The sequence below is a fragment of the Mesorhizobium sp. ES1-1 genome (assembly GCF_020164785.1).
GTDB lineage: Bacteria > Pseudomonadota > Alphaproteobacteria > Rhizobiales > Rhizobiaceae > Mesorhizobium.
Map to the genome: position 1 here is coordinate 93,288 of NZ_JAIUGX010000010.1, position 15,732 is coordinate 109,019.

Sequence of the window (15,732 nt, forward strand, 5' to 3'; positions counted from 1 at the left end):
AGCCCGGACGAGCCGGGCTTTGAACGATCGCGGTCGGGCCGCTGCTATCAGTTCTGCGTTCCGTCGGCTGGAGCCGCAGCGTCGGCGGGCGCAGCGGCAGGCGCCGGAACTGCCTTGGCCTTGGCGGCTGCGGCCAGGGTTTCCCCAACCTGCTGAGCGAGGTCGCGAGCGAGGCCGTTCTGCCAGATGTCGGCTGCCTTCACCAGTTCGCGCGTGACGGTCGGGCCGCTGTCGAGGAGCTTCTTGCCGGAGTCCGAAGCGTAGAAGTTCGCGATGTCCGTCAGTTCCTTCTCCGAGAAGACCTTGGCATAGGCAAGCGCGGCTTCCTTTTCGAGATCAGAGCGGCGCGAGGCCAGGGCAAGCGCCTTTTCGCCGACCGTCTTGCCAATAAGTTCCTGCATATCCGGGTTCTTCTGGATGAGCTGCGATTCGAGCGCCGCCGCTGCCTGCGGCAGGATGTTGTCGAACGGGTCGGTCGCACGGATCGCGGCCACCGCGGCGCGCGCCGCCTTCAGGTGCGACTCCGTGACATCCTGTGAAAAGGCTGGCGAGGAAAACGCAAAAATAGCTGAAGCCGCCACTATGGCGGACAGTCGGCGAACCCGGTTATGCAACATCATGATCGGTAGAACTCCCTGGTTTTCGGGCGGCATGGACGACCTGGATGCCGTCGCCGCCGGCGATGATGGCCGCTGACGCCAGCCCGATGAAAAGACCATGCTCGACCACGCCCGGAATGGCGTGCAAAGCATTCGAAAGCGCTCTTGTATCCGGAATGCGGCCAAAAGATGCATCGAGGATAAAATGGCCGCCGTCTGTAACAAAAGCCTGCCCGTCCGTCATCCTCAATGTGACCGCGCCGGAAAGGTTGAGGTCGAGGGCCGCGGCCCCGATTGCGATTTCGGTGGCCCGCAAGCCGAACCTGTTGACTTCGATCGGCAGGGGAAAGCGCCCGAGCGTGTCGACCATTTTCGTCGCGTCGGCAATCACGATCATTCGCCCCGAGGCCGCCGCGACGATCTTTTCGCGCAGCAACGCGCCGCCGCCACCCTTGATTAGCGTCAGATCTGCGTCGACCTCGTCGGCGCCGTCGACCGTCAGATCAAGCTCCGGCGTTTCGTCAAGCGTCGACAGAGGCACGCCAAGCTCCCGGCACAGCGAGGCGGTGCGTTCAGACGTCGGTACGCCAATAATGGTCATGCCATTGGCAACCTTGTCCGCAAGCAGGCGCACGAACGCCTCCGCGGTTGTGCCGCTCCCGATGCCAAGGCGCATGCCGTCGGTGACATGGGCCAGGGCCGCGCGTGCGGCTTCAACCTTCAACTGTTTCGCATCCATGCGCTACGCCGCCCGGTAACTGTTGCCCGCGGCTCCTAGCATTTTTGCCAGCCCGGTCAAAGGCTTTGGGGCACGGGACCAAGCCTGCTTGCCTCGGCGGGCCACAGCCGCTATCGCCTGCCCAGCACAATCATGACAGGATAGACCATGAGCCGCCCGATCATCGTGTTCGACCTCGACGGTACGCTGATCGATACGGCGCCCGACCTGCTTGACAGTCTGAACCACAGCCTTGCCGCGAGCGACATTCCGTCCGTCGACGAAGCTGGCTTCAGGCGTTTCGTCGGCCACGGCGGCCGGGTGATGATCGAACGGGCCCACGCCGCCCGGCAGCGGTCGCTTGCCGTGGACGAACACGACAGGTTGCTGAAGCTCTTCCTCGATCATTACACGATGAATATCCCTGGGAAATCGCGCCCCTACCCCGGCGTCGTCGAGGCCATCGCGCGTTTCGAAGACGCCGGCTACCTGCTGGCCATCTGCACCAACAAGTACGAGGCCAATTCCCTGGCGCTGATCGAGGCGCTCGGCCTGACCAGGCATTTCGCGGCGATTGCCGGGCAGGATACCTTCGCCTTCCGCAAACCCGACCCGCGCCATCTGGTCGAGACCATCGCGATGGCCGGCGGCGACCCGCGCAACGCCCTAATGGTTGGCGATTCGCAAACCGACATCGATACCGCCAAGGCGGCCGGCATTCCTGTGGTAGCGGTCGATTTCGGTTACACGGACCGCCACGTACGCGAATTCGAGCCTTCGGCGGTAATCTCGCATTTCGACGCGCTGACGCTGGATCTGGCCGAGAAGCTGATCAACGCTGCTGCAGGACGCTGAACGGAAACATCACTGGCCGCGCCGCACAAAGCCGAAGCGCTGCAATTGCGAGCCTGTCAGAACGACTGAGACTGCCTTGACTTCCCTCGTGGGCCTCCCTTATATCGCGGCTCGCTTGGCCCTCGGGCTTACGAGCGGGCGATTAGCTCAGCGGGAGAGCACACCCTTCACACGGGTGGGGTCGCAGGTTCAATCCCTGCATCGCCCACCATCCAACCGTTTAAGGCGTTGGATGCATTGTGCCCGACAAATCTCTTATTACTGGCACTTACGCGTAACCCGTTTTGACACTCGGCTTATTGCAGAGTCATGGCCAGACGAACTGGACGCTCTAACGTGCTGCATTGTCGGCACCACTTCGGGCGCGGCTGTGCGGCTCGACAAAGTCGCGCGGCGATTAACGGACTGTGTGCGGAACAAGTCTTGATGTTCTGCATTTGTTTCGCGAAAGCGAGGTACAATGACCAACACCACCAATCCCAAGGAAGAACCCGTTTCGAATATGGAAAAGGACCCGGACGATTGGGTCAGTGGCGACGAGCCGATGACCGGGGCCCAGATGTCCTACCTTAAGACGCTCTCCGAGCAGGCCCACGACGACAAAGCGTTCGAGGAGGGACTCTCCAAGGCAGAGGCTTCGAAGAGAATCGACGCGTTAAAGCAAAAGCTGAAACTCTGACGTCTTAGCGGCGGCAGGTGGGGTAGGCCGAAGCGGGTTTACCCCATCACACTCCCCTCTCGAGTCCTGCCGCCAGACGCCTGTAGGTTGAAATCTGGGCCGCCTCGCCAGTTGCAACGCGGAGAGCGGTAACAACTCTGGACAGACATAGGCCTTGGCAAGGCATTCGGCTTCGGCATTCGTTGCAACCGGCCAATCCAGGTGTCACTGCATCGGATCTCGAAAATCCGAGCTTGCTTGTCGGTTCGGCGCGCGGCCAACCGTCTTTGAGAAGGAGCCTGCTACAATCTCGGCAAATCAAGGAATGACGATGAGCAAGAAGATCTTTGTGAGCCTGCCCGTTACCAACGTGAACGCATCTCGGGCTTTCTACGAGTCCCTCGGATTCAAGAACGATCCCAGGTTTCCTGATGAGACAGCCGCCTGGATGGTATGGAGTGAAGACATCAACTTCATGCTGCTCAGCCAGGCCAAGTGGCGAACCTTGACGACCCGCCCCATCCCGCCATCCACGTCCAGCGAAGTGATGCTTGCCCTCTCCCTGGACAGCCGCGACGCCGTGGACGCAATGGCAAATGCGGCTGCCGCGAATGGTGGCCAAGCCGACATCAATCCAATCGAGGATCATGGGTTCATGTATACCCGCGACCTCGCTGATCCAGACGGCCACGCAGTGGGCGCGATGTGGATGGACGCCGCTGCAATGGCCGCGGGCGACAGGGCGGATTGAACGAGCCTGGCGATTGCGGCTTGATCTCCAGCCATGGAGCCTAGTTTCAATCCATGGTCCAGGCGAACGTCGCGCCGTCGAAACGGAAATTGCGGGGCGGCACGGAGAATTAACGGCGCGGCGGGATTGCCGCCGCGGGCCCGTTACTCCGAGAAACCGACACTGACGCCGCGCTGCCGAAAATAGGCCTGCATCAGCTTGCGGCCCGAACGGTTGTTCTGCGCCAGTTTGGTCGGATCGAAAACCGCCTGTTTCACGCCTTCCCGGACCAGCGCCGCCTTCAGTGTCGCGATATGGGCATCAAGGTCGGCGTTGTCTGCCCGCAGTGAGGCATAGATGCTCTCGGTCACCTGGGCCACGGTCGGTTCGCTCACGGGGATCATCCTTTGGATTGGTCGATCGGCGGCTTAGCATAGATTCGCGGTTCCGCCGATACTGATGAGACCGTCAATCAATGGACCGCGCCTGCCAGCAACTGCCGGCCAATCGTGCCTAGCCTCCGATCGGTTCGAGGAAAAGCCAATCGCCGCTCGGGTCGACTTCGCTGCAGCCCTTGTCGATGCATTTTGCGGACTGTCGGAATTGCCCTTTCACCCTGAACTCCGGGCCTCCCTCCGCAGGCCGCCACGGAACCAACCGGCACGCTGGTGAGTTTCAGTCGGTCAGAACTTGAGGGAAAATCATGCGTAGATTTCTGTTGGCGACCAGCGTCGCCGTTCTTTTCGCCTCCGCGCCGGCTTTGGCAGCGGATGACACTCCCTTGCCGCCGCCGAACGCCAAGAAACTGTCGGAGATCCTGGCCAAGGTCGAGCAACGCGAAGGCTTCCGATACGTGAAGGAGGTCGATTGGGACAAGGACGCCTACATCGTGACCTACTACACGGCCGACAGGGCAAAGGTCGAAATCACCTACGATCCCGTAACCGCCGAACCAAAGTAGGGCGACCAAGTCCTCGTCTTGCTTATGCCTTCGACGGCCGCGCGGGTCTTGCCGGTTCCCGGATTGTCGTAAGGAACGGCTCCCTTCAGACAATCGCGGCCGGGTCCCTTATTGGATGTAGCCCTCTCCGGGTCCACGGTTTTGCCAGTGCGCGCGGGGCCCAATCCTCCTTGCCCCAACGGCCCAGCCCTTGCGCCGATCCGCTTTTGCTGGCTGATTGCCTGATGTACCGAACCGGGGGGTGGGGCATGGCCATGGCCAAGCACGTGTCTAAGCGTGTACTGATGATGTTGGCCGGATATTTGGTGGCGGTATCCTTCGGCCTGGTCTCTGTGGTGGCAATCTACGCCGTGCTCAGTTTCTTGCCCAATGCGCCCGCCTATTTCGACATTATGGGCATTACGCCGATCGCCGCCCTGGCGGTGCCGCCAGTTGCCATGTTCATCTATGCCCTGACGATGGTCGTGACCTGCGCTCAGACGCTTATGTTCGCGTTGATCGCCGAGTTCTTTTCCTTGCGCAATGCGTTGCTGCATATGGTCTTCGGGGCCGGAGCCGCGGTCGGCGGCATTGCCATGATCTGGCCGCGTGCGCCGGAAGACATAGACCCCGAGCGCTGGCTCGACATCGGCATCGTAGCCGCCGCCGGCCTTATCGCCGGGCTTGTTTATTGGCTGATTGCCGGAAGGGACGCCGGCTTCCGGCGCCCCGTGGCGGGCCGCTGAATCAGATCGATGGCGACCGCACCGCCTCGGTGGCATCCAAGGCCTGCTTCAGTCTGGAGTCGCGGTCATAGACATCGTCGAAATACTCGACCTTTCCCGACATGTCGGGCCAAGCGGTGAAGTAAGCGACGTAGACCGGAATGTTGCGCGTCACATCCTCCGACGAATGCCCGTGCTTCAACTTCTCGGCTACATAGTCAACCGACGTGCCAAGCACCGCCGCCGCCATGCCGCGCGGGTCCTGCAATCGAACACAGCCATGGCTCAGCGCACGCATGTCCTTCTTGAAGAACGCTTTTTGGGGCGTGTCATGCATGTAGATGGCATGCTTGTTGGGGAACAGGATTTTCAATTCACCCAGCGCGTTGGCCTCGCTTGGCTGCTGGCGCACGTTATAGGGGATCTTTGAGCCATATGCCCCCCAATTGACAGCCGACGAGGGAATGCGTGTGCCTTTCGCGTCGGTCACTTCGTAGCCGGCCCGATCGAGATAACCCGGATCGTTGCGCAATCTGGGCAGCATCTCGTTGACGATGATCGACTGCGGCACGCCCCAATAGGGATGGAAATCGACCTGTTTGATCTGGTCGTAGAAGAAGGCCGTCTGGTTGGTTGTGCGACCGATGACGGCGCGCGTCTTCAGCTGTTCCTGGCCATTGTCGATGTAGCTCGCCGTAAAGGCCGGCTGATTGATGAAGACACGCGGACTGCCGAGATCGGACGGCAGCCAGCGCAGTTCCTCCAGCGCCACCTGAACCTTGAGAAGCCTGTCGGCCTTGGACGTGCCGGCAAGCGCGGCGACAGTACGTGGGCCGATGACGCCGTCGCCCTTCATGCCTTGCTTCTGCTGCACGGCCTTGATGACCGGCACCAGATCGGGGACATAGACCTCGCTGGCCGCGAACCTGGCCAGAACCGCGCCATAGGCGCCACCCATCTCGTCGTCGAGGTCGCGCGCGATCAGCTTCAGCAGCTTTGGCAGTTCCGGACTTGTCTCGCCGGGCTTGAGCACGAGTTTGGGGTCGACGACGATTTCGTTCTCGGCACTGGCCTGCAAGGATTCCAGTTCGACGCGCAACGCCTGATATTCGGGATTCTGCGGATGACGCGATTCGAGGTAAGTCCGCACTTCCTGTGTATGCGCCAGGGTCTTCAGCACTCCAACCAAGTCGAGTGGCTTAGCCGGGAAATCATAGTAGCCGGTTATCCGGTTGGGCTCGACGCGCCCGTTCTGAGCGTCATGGGCGTAGCGAAGCACGCGCGCCGAAAGAGCCATCTCGAAACGAACGAGCTCTTTCAACTGGGCATTGGCGTCAGCCGGAGATGCACTGGTGGTCGGCACCTGGACCGTATAATCGGCTGGGGTGAGACCATAGCTGGCGGCTTCACCAAGAACCCGCACCGCGTCCTGCGCCCGATTGTTCGGACCGGATCCGGTGACCCAGATGAAATCCGGATTGGCGGAATAGTACGCGATCAGAGCCTTGGCGACATCAGGCTCGGCATAAAGTTCATAGTCGCCCAGCCCGGCAATGGCGTCCCGAAAGGCCGTGCCCGTGGCCGTGGGGACAAAAGCGGCGTCCTGGGGTGTCGCGGGTTGCGCCGTCGCTGTCAGGGTCGAGAAATCGATGCGGACCAGCCGGTCGGCCTTGTATGTGTAGTATGATGGGCTGCTGATTTTCGCACCGCCGGTGGTGGCCGGAGCCTTCGGCTTGTATTTGGGGGGTGGTGGAGGAAATTCGCCCTGCGGAGCGCGCTTGACGCCGCCGCCGAAAAGCATCTCCAGCAGATTTTGCGCACCGGCATGCGGCACGCCGAGTGCCAGTGTCGCCGTGATCGCCACGAGCGGAACCACGGTTGCCTTGTTTCGGAGAAATTTCATGGATCACCCGCTCCGGCTACAACCGGTTCCCGTTCCGCATCGCTAGACCGTCTCGCTGTCCGCATGGCGGATGTAAGGCGTGACTATACCGATTCATACCGATTTCGTTAAGCTTCCATAAATTTTGGAGCGCTTGTTGCAGATCGGTTTCACAACATCGTTACGGTCGGGCTTGTCGCCCATTGAGTCAAACGCCTGTTGGAACGATCCTGCCGTTAAAGGCGTGACAAAGATGTCTTTTGTACTGCAGATCCTGTCGGCAGCCGAATACCGCAGCTGGAGACGGTCCGATGAAAAAAGGCTATCGCGAACTGTTGGACGAGGCCAACGCCGAGGTCGAAATGGTGTCGCCCGAAGAAGCGGCAGGACTGCTCGACGATGAAGACACAATCTTCGTCGATTTGCGAGACCCACGCGAGGTGGAACGCGACGGCCGGATCCCGGGCGCCAAGCATGTGACCCGCGGAATGCTGGAATTCTGGATCGATCCCGAAAGCCCCTATCACAAGCCGTTCTTCGCCTCGGGGAAGAGCTTCGTCTTCTTCTGCGCCGGTGGCTGGCGCCCCGCCTTGGCCACCAAGACGGCACAGGGCATGGGGCTTTCCCCGGTCAGGCACATCCTTGGCGGTTACACCGCCTGGAAGGCCGCAGGTCTGCCAGTCGAGCCGGGCGGGAAGAAGAAATAGACTGAATGCAGATCAATGCAGCAGCGCCGGTTCGCGATGCTCTGCGACGAAGCCGACGGCGCGTTCGACAACCCGCTTGTCGGCGAGGATGCGTCGGTGGCCAAGCCCATCCGCCCAGTAGAGTTTCACATGGCTGCCGGCATTGGCGTAGCGTGTCGCATGATCGCGCGACACTTCACGATCATCCGGCGCGTGGATAACCAGGGTCGGCACCGGCGCGTGAGCGAGCTGGCGATCGCCGGTGAATTCGCGCAACGGCCGCCCTGACAGGCGTTCGACGCAATCGGCCATCGCTAGTTGGGAGCGTGGGCCGACATTGAGCAGGCGGCTGAAGTCGTCGAAGATCGCCGGCAGGGAACTTGGCGCCGCAATCAGGACCAGGCTGTCTGCCGCCAATGGTTGAATGTTCTTCACGGAACCCGCGATGGCGTTGGCGGCGACGGCGCCGCCGAAGGAATGGCCCACAACGGCCGCGAACGGACCGAACCATTCGCCGGCAACGCGTAGCGCATCCACGGCATTGACCATGTTCAGGCGGCGGCCATGCGACTGCCCGTGGCCGGGAAAATCTAAGGAAACCACCCTGTGTCCGGCCGACCGAAAGCCTTCGATCAAGGCGCGCATGTATTCGGTTCGTGAACGCCACCCGTGGACGACAAGCACGGTGCCTGCCCCCTCCCTGCCCCGCTCCGGCCTGAACTCGTGAGCCACGACACAGCCTGTGGCCGTCTTCAGCCGGTGATGGCGCGCCTCGGTCATGAACTGCGCCGCCCGGCCGATGGCGCGGCGTTCACCTTCGGTCAGCCTCCTGGCGCTTGGCGTGCGGCAGAACAGTTCAAACGCCGCGCGGCCGGAGAGACGCGGAGCGATCCGTTCAGCGGCACCGAACAGACCCCGGATGACCTTCAGTCCGAATGATGCCATAGTTGGAATCCATCCATACGTTCAAGCATGAACATAATAGTTCAAAGATGAACAATAAACAAGAGCTACCTTGGGACAACCCGCGTTTCCGCAACTGGGTCGCGGTGGCGCGCGCTTGCCATGTGCTGGAGCGCACGCTGGCGGCTAAGCTCGGGCCGCTCGATCTGAAGCCGGCCCAGCTAGACGTGCTGATGAACCTCTATCGCCACCCAGGCATGTCGCAGCATGATCTTGCCCGCAAGTTGCTTGTCGGCCGCTCCAACATCACTATGCTCCTGCCGCAACTGGAGACACGCGGGCTGCTGCGCCGCGAGGGCGACGCGAAGGACAAGCGGATCTTGCGGCTTGCCCTGACCGAAGCCGGCGAAGCGCTGCTGATGCAGGCGTTGAAGGTGCATATGGCGTTGATCGAAAAGGCGATGAGCCAGTCGACACCGGAACAATGCGACCTGATCGGGGACCAGATGCGCAAGATCTACGAGGTGCTGAAGGACGCCTGATCGCTTCGGCGTCGATTTGAGGCGGCCGGTGCGCTCAGCGGTCCCGGCTCAGGCCTTTTTCGGCGAGTTCCGCAAGATAGGCATTCCAGCGCTGATCCTTCTCGTGACCGAGCGTATGCAGATAGGTCCAGGTGAAAATGCCAGTGTCGTGGAAATCGTCGAAGGTGATCCGCACCGCGTAATTGCCGACCGGCTCGATCTTCAGGATGGCCACATCGCGCTTGCCCGGAACCGTCACGCGTTGTTCGGGCGAATGGCCCTGCACTTCGGCCGAGGGTGAAGCGACCCGCAGGAGTTCCGCCGTCAGTTCGAACGGCTGGTGGTTGGGAAAGGTGACCGACAGCATTTTGCGGTCCTTGGAGACCCTGAGTTCTTTTGGGGCGGTCATTCTCTTTGATTCCTGCACGTCCTGCCTTCCCTACGCCGCTTCGCCCAATGGGAATAGTCCCGATACGGCCGACCGACACACGGTGTCGGCGCAGGACTTTCACCAGAGAGGGAGACGCGGTATCTTGAATGGCGGGACGCTCCGTATCACATAGCAATATACACGAAGCCGTTCACGGCCACGGGAAACGCTTGAAGCATGGACATGATCGACCCCTTCGGTCGCACGATCAGCTATCTCAGGGTGTCGGTTACCGACCGCTGCGATTTCCGCTGTACCTATTGCATGGCGGAGGACATGGCCTTTCTGCCGAAGAGAGACCTGTTGTCGCTGGAAGAGCTCGACCGGCTCTGCACGGTCTTTATCGAAAAGGGCGTCAAGAGATTGCGCCTTACCGGCGGTGAACCTCTGGTACGCAAGAACATCATGCATCTGGTGCGTCAGCTGTCGCGGCATCTGAAGAGCGGTGCGCTGGAAGAGCTGACGCTGACCACCAATGGTTCGCAGCTGTCGCGTTTTGCTGCCGAGCTGGCTGATTGCGGGGTCCGTCGCATCAACGTCTCACTCGACACGCTGGATGCCGACAAGTTCCACAAGATCACCCGGTGGGGCCATCTCGACAAGGTCATGCAGGGCATCGATGCCGCTCAGGCGGCGGGGCTGCAGGTCAAGCTCAACGCGGTGGCGCTCAAGGATTTCAACGATGCCGAACTGCCCGACATGATGCGCTGGGCACATGGCCGCGGCATCGACCTGACGGTCATCGAAACCATGCCGATGGGCGAGATCGACGCCGACCGCACCGACCAGTACCTGCCGCTGTCGCTGCTGCGTGCCTCATTGGAGCGCCAGTTCACGCTGACCGATATTCCGTTCAAGACGGGTGGCCCTGCCCGCTATGTCCATGTCGCGGAAACTGGCGGCCGGCTCGGCTTCATAACGCCGATGACGCATAATTTCTGCGAGAGCTGCAACCGCGTCCGGCTGACCTGTACCGGCACGCTTTATATGTGCCTTGGGCAAGAGGACGCCGCAGACCTGCGCTCGCCCCTGCGAGCTTCCGAAGGCAATGAACTTCTCGCCGACGCGATCGACGAGGCCATTGGCCGTAAGCCGAAAGGCCATGATTTCATCATCGACCGCCGCACCAGCCGGCCCTCGGTTTCCAGGCATATGAGCGTAACGGGCGGCTGACGCCGCTGCATCTCTCGGATTTGCCACCGCATTCGCCGGCCCGCACCGAGGCGTGGTCTAGCCCTTTGACATTGCTGACTCGTCGCTGGCTGCTACAGGCTTGGGCAAAGCACAGCGGTGGTAACCTTGGCTCTCTCTCCAAATGTTCGCAGCGCGTCGTTCATGTTGATCGCCATGGCTGGCTTCACATTCAATGACGTTATCACGAAGTTCTCGTCGGAATCGATGAACATGGCGCAGGTCATGTTCGTCCGCGGCGCTTTCGCCTCGCTGTTTGTTGGCTTGCTTGCCTGGCGCAGCGGGGCTCTGGCTCAGTTGAATTTGATGCTGCAGCCATTGGTGGCGATACGCGTCATCGGCGAGGCAGGCGGCACGGTGACTTTCCTGGTCGCCCTCGCCCACCTGCCAATTGCCAATGTCTCTTCCGTCCTGCAGGCCTTGCCGCTGGCGGTAACGATGGGCGCCGCCCTTGTGTTCAAGGAAAAGGTCGGCTGGCGGCGCTGGTTGGCCATTGCGCTGGGATTTACCGGCGTTCTCATCATCGTACGCCCCGGCTTCGAAGGCTTCAGCATGTTTTCGCTTGCAGCGCTGGCCTCCGTGGCCTGCTGCACGGTGCGCGATCTCGCCACCAAACGGATTCCTGCCGCCATCCCGTCCCTGCTGGTCTCAACGGCAACGGCCGTCGCCATGACCGTGGTCGGCGCGATCCTGCTCGGGCCCATGGGCGGCTGGACGCCGCTCACGGGACAAGGCACGGCCCTGCTGGCGCTGGCCGCCATCCTCGTGGTCATCGGCTATCAGTTCATCATCATGGCAATGCGTACAGGCGACATCTCGTTCATCGCGCCCTTCCGCTACACCTCCCTGCTATGGTCGATCGCGCTTGGATTTCTCATCTTTGGTGACGTTCCCGACCTTGCCATGATCATCGGGGCCACGATCATCATCTGTTCCGGTCTTTACACACTCTATCGCGAACGCGTTGTTGGCCGGCGCAGGATCGTGGCTGAAAGCACTGGACCGTCCATGGCCCCGGACGGCATATAGGCCGCTTCGGATCCGCAAGGAGAACTGGCCGAAGGCCGTGGCATGAACAGAGACGTTGCGGGGATTATCCTGGCCGGGGGCCGATCGCGCCGGATGGGCGGCGGCGACAAGAGCCTGCTCGCGCTTGGCGGCGCAAGGTTGCTCGACCATGTCATCGCGCGATTCGCTCCGCAGGTGGGCACGCTGGTGCTCAGCGCCAACGGCGATCCAGGGCGCTTCGCTGGCCTGTCGCTCCCGGTGCGGCCAGACACGGTTGCGGGTTTCGCCGGCCCGCTGGCCGGGGTTCTGGCTGGCCTCGACTGGGCTGCGGAAAACACCCGCTGTCCATACCTGGTCACGGCCGCCGGCGACACGCCGTTCCTGCCTGAGAACCTGGTTGAGAGGCTTATGGCGGCGACGACAGGGATTCGCGGCTCGATGGCCGTCGCTTCTTCGGGCAGCAGACAGCACCCGACCTTTGCTCTCTGGCCGCTGGACTGCCGTGACGATTTGAGGCGCTTTCTGGTCGATGAGGGCAACAAACGGGTTTCTGCCTTTATGGACCGGCGCGATTGCATCGAGGTGGATTTCCCGATCGAGGACATTTCCGGCGTGTCGTTCGATCCGTTTTTCAACATCAACACGCCGGACGATCTTGCCGAGGCGGAACGTCTGTCGCAGAGCATGATTGCATGACTCCAAATGTCTTTGGCATCACCGGCTGGAAGAATTCCGGCAAGACGACCTTGACGGAAAAGCTGGTTGCCGAACTGGTCGGTCGTGGCTGGAAGATCTCGACGGTGAAACACGCGCATCATAACTTCGATATAGACAAACCGGGCGCCGACAGTTTTCGCCACCGGCAGGCAGGAGCCACGGAGGTTGCGATCGTGTCAGGCAATCGCTGGGCCCTCATGCACGAACTGCGCGGTGAGGAAGAGCCGTCGCTGCAAACGATATTGTCACGGCTGGCGCCCTGCGATCTGGTCCTCGTCGAAGGTTACAAGCGCGAACCTCACCGCAAGATCGAAACTCGCCGACTGGATGCCAAGGATCGGACGCCGCTTGCGGCAAGCGATCCCAACATCGTCGCCGTCGCCGCTGATTTCGAAGTGCTGGACGGTGCCCTGCCGGTGTTCGGCCTCGATGACGTCAAGTCCATAGCCGACTTCATCGAGCACGCGACGGGGCTGGTTGCTTGAGACGTAACGCAGCGGCAGAATAGCCTTGCCCGTATTTGTGGTTTTGCAGTTGCTTTTTTCTTGGAAAGAGTGGGAGTATCGCCGCAGCGGGCGATCAAAAGCACCGCCCACAGAGCCGTTTCGGAACGACGGCCGGGACCTTAAAGAGAGGATTATCATGCGTATTGCACTGCGTATCGCGCTCGCCGCTTCGGCCGCGCTGCTGACGCTCGGCGTAGCCCAGGCGCAGGAGAAGACCCTGCGGATCGGCACCGAGGGCGCCTATCCCCCTTTCAACAACCTCACCTCCGACGGCAAGCTCGTCGGATTCGACATCGACATCGCGCAGGCACTCTGCGATCAAATGAAGGTCAAGTGCACGTTTGTCGCGCAGGATTGGGACGGCATCATTCCGGCTCTCCAAGCCGGCAAGTTCGACGCCATCGTCGCTTCGATGTCGATCACGCCGGAGCGGCAGGAGAAGGTCGACTTCTCGCACAAATACTACAATACGCCCTCGGCGCTGGCCGTGCCGAAAGACAGCACGCTTAAGGGCGTGACCAAGGAAGATCTGGCAGGCAAGACCATCGGGGTCGCCACGACGACAACCCATTTCAACTATGCCTCAAAGACCTATACCGACAGCACCATAAAGGGGTATCCGAGCAGCCCCGAGGAGCAGGCGGATCTTGCTAACGGACGCATCGACGCCATCGAGGACGACATCGTGGTGTTGCAGCAGTTCCTGGATTCGCCTGATGGCGCCTGCTGCAAGATTCTGGGCCAGCCGTCCCCGCAACCGGTCGAGATCTTCGGACCGGGCGCCGGCATTGCGGTGCGCAAGGGCGAGACCGACCTGGTCAATAAGCTCAATGAGGCAATCGACGCCATCCGCGCCAATGGAAAGTACAAGGAAATCAACGACAAGTATTTCAAGTTCGACGTCTACGGCGCCGAGTCCTGATCGACGGTTTCGCGACGGCGGGGTGGTACCCCGCCGTCTTTCTATTCATCTTGGGAACGCCGTCGGGGTAAGACCGGTCAATGCCAGCACCAAGCATCTGGACACTTCTCAGTTGGGGACCTGATGGCTGGAGTGATGATATCGCATATGGGGTCGTGGTCACGATCCTGCTGGCCCTGGCGACCTTGCCGATTGGTTTGACCATCGGCTTTTTCATTGCGCTGGGAAAGCAGTCCGAAGAGCCCTCGCTGCGTCTGGCCGCCAACATCTACACAACGGTTTTTCGCGGCCTGCCGGAACTGGTGACACTGTTCCTGTTCTTTTTCGGCATGCCGATCCTGCTACAGCACCTGGTCCGCTTTTTCCGCCCCGACGCGACAATCGACGTCAACGGCTTCGTCGCCGGCATGATCGTGCTTGCGCTGATCTTTTCGTCCTACGCGAGCGAGGTATTCCTGTCGGCCTTCAGGGCCATACCAAAGGGCCAGTATGAGGGCGGCTATGCAATCGGCCTTTCCAACTGGCTGACCATGCGCAAGGTGATCTTGCCGCAACTGCTCCGCATCGCCTTCCCCGGTCTTGAGAACTGCTGGCTCAGCCTGCTCAAAGACACATCGCTTGTGTCAGTCGTCGGTCTCGCCGAGACGCTGCGCAATGCCGGTGTCGCGGCGCGGGTCACCAAGCACTCGTTTCTGTTCTACAGCGTGGCCGCCCTGGTCTTTCTTGGCCTGGCCGTCCTGTCTTCCTTTGCCACCAACGCCATTCTCCGTTCGCTCGGACGGCGCGAGGCGCAGCGATGAGCGTGACGGCCATCAGCGTCGAACGGCCGCCGGCACAAGCGCGCGGCTGGCCGCGTCGGCGCATTGTCGGCTACGCGCTGGTCTGCCTGTGGATAGGCTTCGCTCTGGGAATCGCTGCCTACCTCTTTTTTGCCTGGAACGCCGAGTTCTTCGCCAAGTACGCGCCGGCCTATCTGCGGGGACTGGGCGTTACCCTTTCGCTGGTGGGCATCTCGATGGTGCTTGGAGCCGCCCTGTCAATCCCGGTAGCCTATGGCCGCATGTCGAGGAACCGCGTCCTTTCGGGTCTTGCCTATTGCTACGTCTATTTCTTCCGCGGGACGCCGCTGCTGGTCCAGACGTTCCTGGTGTATTACGGGCTGGGGTCCTTCCGCCCTCAACTCTCGGAGTTCGGGCTGTATCTACCGGTCATCAATGATGGGCTGACTTTCGCCCGGTTCACGCTCTGGGATTTCTTCAAGGACGCTTTCAATTGTGGCGTCTTCGCCTTCGCGCTCAACACCGCGGCGTATCAGGCGGAGATCCTGCGCGGCGCCATCGAGAGCGTGCCGAGAGGCCAATGGGAAGGAGCCGCCTCGCTTGGCCTGCACAAATTGCAAACGCTGCGCAAAATCATCCTGCCGCAGGCCCTCATCGTCGCCTTGCGGCCCTATGGCAACGAGCTGATCCTGATGATCAAGGCTTCGGCTATCGTTGCCATCATCACTGTCTACGACTTGATGGGCAATGCGAAACTCGCCTTCGCCAATTCCTTCGACATCCAGGCCTATATCTGGGTCGCTCTTGTTTATCTGGTGATCGTCGAAATCCTGCGCCATGGCGTCGAGTGGATCGAGCGAAGAATCACCATCCACCTCAAACGCTGATCGAGCCGGTGGGGCTGCGACAGCCTAGCAAGCTGACGGCGTCTTGACGTATTGGCCGCAGAGCCTAGAGCTTGC

At 61.1% G+C, this 15,732-nt stretch carries 20 protein-coding genes and 1 tRNA gene; 15 read left to right on the top strand and 6 right to left on the bottom strand.

What is annotated here, in order from left to right; translation table 11 throughout:
- Nucleotides 1–47 precede the first annotated feature (47 nt).
- On the bottom strand, nt 48–620 hold the full coding sequence (locus LB513_RS18040) for a DUF2059 domain-containing protein (protein ID WP_224664856.1): 573 nt from the start codon (nt 618–620) through the stop codon (nt 48–50).
- Nucleotides 607–1,338: a ribose-5-phosphate isomerase RpiA gene (gene rpiA, locus LB513_RS18045; RefSeq protein ID WP_224664857.1), complete on the bottom strand. Its 732-nt coding sequence runs from the start codon at nt 1,336–1,338 to the stop codon at nt 607–609. The genes LB513_RS18040 and rpiA overlap by 14 nt, the downstream gene beginning before the upstream one ends.
- A gap of 147 nt (nt 1,339–1,485) precedes the next feature.
- Between rpiA and LB513_RS18050 the strand changes: the two genes are divergently transcribed.
- From LB513_RS18050 to LB513_RS18065, 4 genes are all read left to right on the top strand, one after another.
- Nucleotides 1,486–2,172: a phosphoglycolate phosphatase gene (locus LB513_RS18050; protein WP_224664858.1), complete on the top strand. Its 687-nt coding sequence runs from the start codon at nt 1,486–1,488 to the stop codon at nt 2,170–2,172.
- Between the two features lie 136 nt (nt 2,173–2,308).
- Nucleotides 2,309–2,383, top strand: a tRNA-Val gene (locus tag LB513_RS18055).
- A 249-nt stretch (nt 2,384–2,632) separates the two neighbouring features.
- On the top strand, nt 2,633–2,851 hold the full coding sequence (locus LB513_RS18060; protein WP_224664859.1) for a DUF3072 domain-containing protein: 219 nt from the start codon (nt 2,633–2,635) through the stop codon (nt 2,849–2,851).
- A 310-nt stretch (nt 2,852–3,161) separates the two neighbouring features.
- Nucleotides 3,162–3,581, top strand: a complete 420-nt coding sequence (locus LB513_RS18065) for a VOC family protein (protein ID WP_224664860.1) — start codon at nt 3,162–3,164, stop codon at nt 3,579–3,581.
- Between the two features lie 143 nt (nt 3,582–3,724).
- Here LB513_RS18065 and LB513_RS18070 read toward each other — a convergent pair whose 3' ends face one another.
- A complete protein-coding gene (locus LB513_RS18070; protein WP_224664861.1) occupies nt 3,725–3,964 on the bottom strand; it encodes a hypothetical protein in 240 nt (79 codons plus the stop codon).
- A gap of 299 nt (nt 3,965–4,263) precedes the next feature.
- Between LB513_RS18070 and LB513_RS18075 the strand changes: the two genes are divergently transcribed.
- Both LB513_RS18075 and LB513_RS18080 read left to right on the top strand, forming a co-directional pair.
- Nucleotides 4,264–4,521: a PepSY domain-containing protein gene (locus tag LB513_RS18075; RefSeq protein WP_224664862.1), complete on the top strand. Its 258-nt coding sequence runs from the start codon at nt 4,264–4,266 to the stop codon at nt 4,519–4,521.
- Between the two features lie 248 nt (nt 4,522–4,769).
- Nucleotides 4,770–5,246, top strand: coding sequence for a hypothetical protein (locus LB513_RS18080; RefSeq protein ID WP_224664863.1), 477 nt, complete (start codon nt 4,770–4,772; stop codon nt 5,244–5,246).
- A 1-nt stretch (nt 5,247) separates the two neighbouring features.
- On the opposite strand, the gene LB513_RS18085 is transcribed toward LB513_RS18080, so the two are convergent.
- Nucleotides 5,248–7,128, bottom strand: a complete 1,881-nt coding sequence (locus tag LB513_RS18085) for a murein L,D-transpeptidase (protein ID WP_224664864.1) — start codon at nt 7,126–7,128, stop codon at nt 5,248–5,250.
- Nucleotides 7,129–7,418: 290 nt separating this feature from the next.
- On the opposite strand from LB513_RS18085, the gene LB513_RS18090 reads away from it, so the two are divergent.
- The gene (locus LB513_RS18090; RefSeq protein WP_224664865.1) at nt 7,419–7,814 is read left to right on the top strand and encodes a rhodanese-like domain-containing protein; all 396 of its coding nucleotides are present in this window, start codon (nt 7,419–7,421) and stop codon (nt 7,812–7,814) included.
- A 12-nt stretch (nt 7,815–7,826) separates the two neighbouring features.
- Here LB513_RS18090 and LB513_RS18095 read toward each other — a convergent pair whose 3' ends face one another.
- The gene (locus LB513_RS18095; protein ID WP_224664866.1) at nt 7,827–8,738 is read right to left on the bottom strand and encodes an alpha/beta hydrolase; all 912 of its coding nucleotides are present in this window, start codon (nt 8,736–8,738) and stop codon (nt 7,827–7,829) included.
- Nucleotides 8,739–8,785: 47 nt separating this feature from the next.
- Here LB513_RS18095 and LB513_RS18100 point away from each other — a divergent pair, with 47 nt between their 5' ends.
- Nucleotides 8,786–9,238 carry a MarR family winged helix-turn-helix transcriptional regulator gene (locus tag LB513_RS18100; protein ID WP_224664867.1) on the top strand — a complete coding sequence of 151 codons (453 nt, stop codon included), beginning with the start codon at nt 8,786–8,788 and terminating at the stop codon, nt 9,236–9,238.
- Nucleotides 9,239–9,272: 34 nt separating this feature from the next.
- Here the strand turns inward: LB513_RS18100 and LB513_RS18105 are convergent, their stop codons facing one another.
- Nucleotides 9,273–9,626 (bottom strand): gamma-butyrobetaine hydroxylase-like domain-containing protein, encoded by a 354-nt coding sequence (locus LB513_RS18105; protein ID WP_224664868.1) that lies wholly within the window; start codon nt 9,624–9,626, stop codon nt 9,273–9,275.
- A 198-nt stretch (nt 9,627–9,824) separates the two neighbouring features.
- Between LB513_RS18105 and moaA the strand changes: the two genes are divergently transcribed.
- The 7 genes from moaA to LB513_RS18140 all read left to right on the top strand — a co-directional run bounded on the left by moaA (nt 9,825) and on the right by LB513_RS18140 (nt 15,657).
- Nucleotides 9,825–10,820: a GTP 3',8-cyclase MoaA gene (gene moaA, locus LB513_RS18110; RefSeq protein ID WP_224664869.1), complete on the top strand. Its 996-nt coding sequence runs from the start codon at nt 9,825–9,827 to the stop codon at nt 10,818–10,820.
- A 126-nt stretch (nt 10,821–10,946) separates the two neighbouring features.
- On the top strand, nt 10,947–11,867 hold the full coding sequence (locus tag LB513_RS18115; RefSeq protein WP_224664870.1) for a DMT family transporter: 921 nt from the start codon (nt 10,947–10,949) through the stop codon (nt 11,865–11,867).
- 42 nt (nt 11,868–11,909) lie between these two features.
- Entirely contained in the window at nt 11,910–12,542 is a 633-nt protein-coding gene (gene mobA / locus LB513_RS18120) for a molybdenum cofactor guanylyltransferase MobA (RefSeq protein WP_224664871.1), read from the top strand.
- A complete protein-coding gene (mobB, locus tag LB513_RS18125; RefSeq protein WP_224664872.1) occupies nt 12,539–13,048 on the top strand; it encodes a molybdopterin-guanine dinucleotide biosynthesis protein B in 510 nt (169 codons plus the stop codon). The genes mobA and mobB overlap by 4 nt, the downstream gene beginning before the upstream one ends.
- A gap of 157 nt (nt 13,049–13,205) precedes the next feature.
- Entirely contained in the window at nt 13,206–13,991 is a 786-nt protein-coding gene (locus tag LB513_RS18130) for an ABC transporter substrate-binding protein (protein WP_224664873.1), read from the top strand.
- Between the two features lie 80 nt (nt 13,992–14,071).
- Nucleotides 14,072–14,791, top strand: coding sequence for an ABC transporter permease (locus LB513_RS18135; protein WP_224664874.1), 720 nt, complete (start codon nt 14,072–14,074; stop codon nt 14,789–14,791).
- Complete coding sequence (locus LB513_RS18140) at nt 14,788–15,657, top strand: ABC transporter permease (protein ID WP_224664875.1); 870 nt, start codon at nt 14,788–14,790, stop codon at nt 15,655–15,657. Before LB513_RS18135 ends, LB513_RS18140 begins: the two co-directional genes overlap by 4 nt.
- Nucleotides 15,658–15,732 lie beyond the last annotated feature (75 nt).

Excerpts from the sequence above, each read along its gene's own strand:
- mobB (WP_224664872.1), top strand. The coding sequence starts at position 12,539 with ATGACTCCAAATGTCTTTGGCATCACCGGCTGGAAGAATTCCGGCAAG.
- LB513_RS18130 (WP_224664873.1), top strand. The coding sequence starts at position 13,206 with ATGCGTATTGCACTGCGTATCGCGCTCGCCGCTTCGGCCGCGCTGCTG.
- LB513_RS18075 (WP_224664862.1), top strand. The coding sequence starts at position 4,264 with ATGCGTAGATTTCTGTTGGCGACCAGCGTCGCCGTTCTTTTCGCCTCC.
- LB513_RS18060 (WP_224664859.1), top strand. The coding sequence starts at position 2,633 with ATGACCAACACCACCAATCCCAAGGAAGAACCCGTTTCGAATATGGAA.
- LB513_RS18105 (WP_224664868.1), bottom strand. The coding sequence starts at position 9,626 with ATGACCGCCCCAAAAGAACTCAGGGTCTCCAAGGACCGCAAAATGCTG.
- LB513_RS18140 (WP_224664875.1), top strand. The coding sequence starts at position 14,788 with ATGAGCGTGACGGCCATCAGCGTCGAACGGCCGCCGGCACAAGCGCGC.
- LB513_RS18095 (WP_224664866.1), bottom strand. The coding sequence starts at position 8,738 with ATGGCATCATTCGGACTGAAGGTCATCCGGGGTCTGTTCGGTGCCGCT.
- moaA (WP_224664869.1), top strand. The coding sequence starts at position 9,825 with ATGGACATGATCGACCCCTTCGGTCGCACGATCAGCTATCTCAGGGTG.
- LB513_RS18050 (WP_224664858.1), top strand. The coding sequence starts at position 1,486 with ATGAGCCGCCCGATCATCGTGTTCGACCTCGACGGTACGCTGATCGAT.
- LB513_RS18070 (WP_224664861.1), bottom strand. The coding sequence starts at position 3,964 with ATGATCCCCGTGAGCGAACCGACCGTGGCCCAGGTGACCGAGAGCATC.
- LB513_RS18080 (WP_224664863.1), top strand. The coding sequence starts at position 4,770 with ATGGCCATGGCCAAGCACGTGTCTAAGCGTGTACTGATGATGTTGGCC.
- LB513_RS18090 (WP_224664865.1), top strand. The coding sequence starts at position 7,419 with ATGAAAAAAGGCTATCGCGAACTGTTGGACGAGGCCAACGCCGAGGTC.
- LB513_RS18040 (WP_224664856.1), bottom strand. The coding sequence starts at position 620 with ATGATGTTGCATAACCGGGTTCGCCGACTGTCCGCCATAGTGGCGGCT.
- rpiA (WP_224664857.1), bottom strand. The coding sequence starts at position 1,338 with ATGGATGCGAAACAGTTGAAGGTTGAAGCCGCACGCGCGGCCCTGGCC.
- LB513_RS18065 (WP_224664860.1), top strand. The coding sequence starts at position 3,162 with ATGAGCAAGAAGATCTTTGTGAGCCTGCCCGTTACCAACGTGAACGCA.
- mobA (WP_224664871.1), top strand. The coding sequence starts at position 11,910 with ATGAACAGAGACGTTGCGGGGATTATCCTGGCCGGGGGCCGATCGCGC.
- LB513_RS18085 (WP_224664864.1), bottom strand. The coding sequence starts at position 7,128 with ATGAAATTTCTCCGAAACAAGGCAACCGTGGTTCCGCTCGTGGCGATC.
- LB513_RS18100 (WP_224664867.1), top strand. The coding sequence starts at position 8,786 with ATGAACAATAAACAAGAGCTACCTTGGGACAACCCGCGTTTCCGCAAC.
- LB513_RS18135 (WP_224664874.1), top strand. The coding sequence starts at position 14,072 with ATGCCAGCACCAAGCATCTGGACACTTCTCAGTTGGGGACCTGATGGC.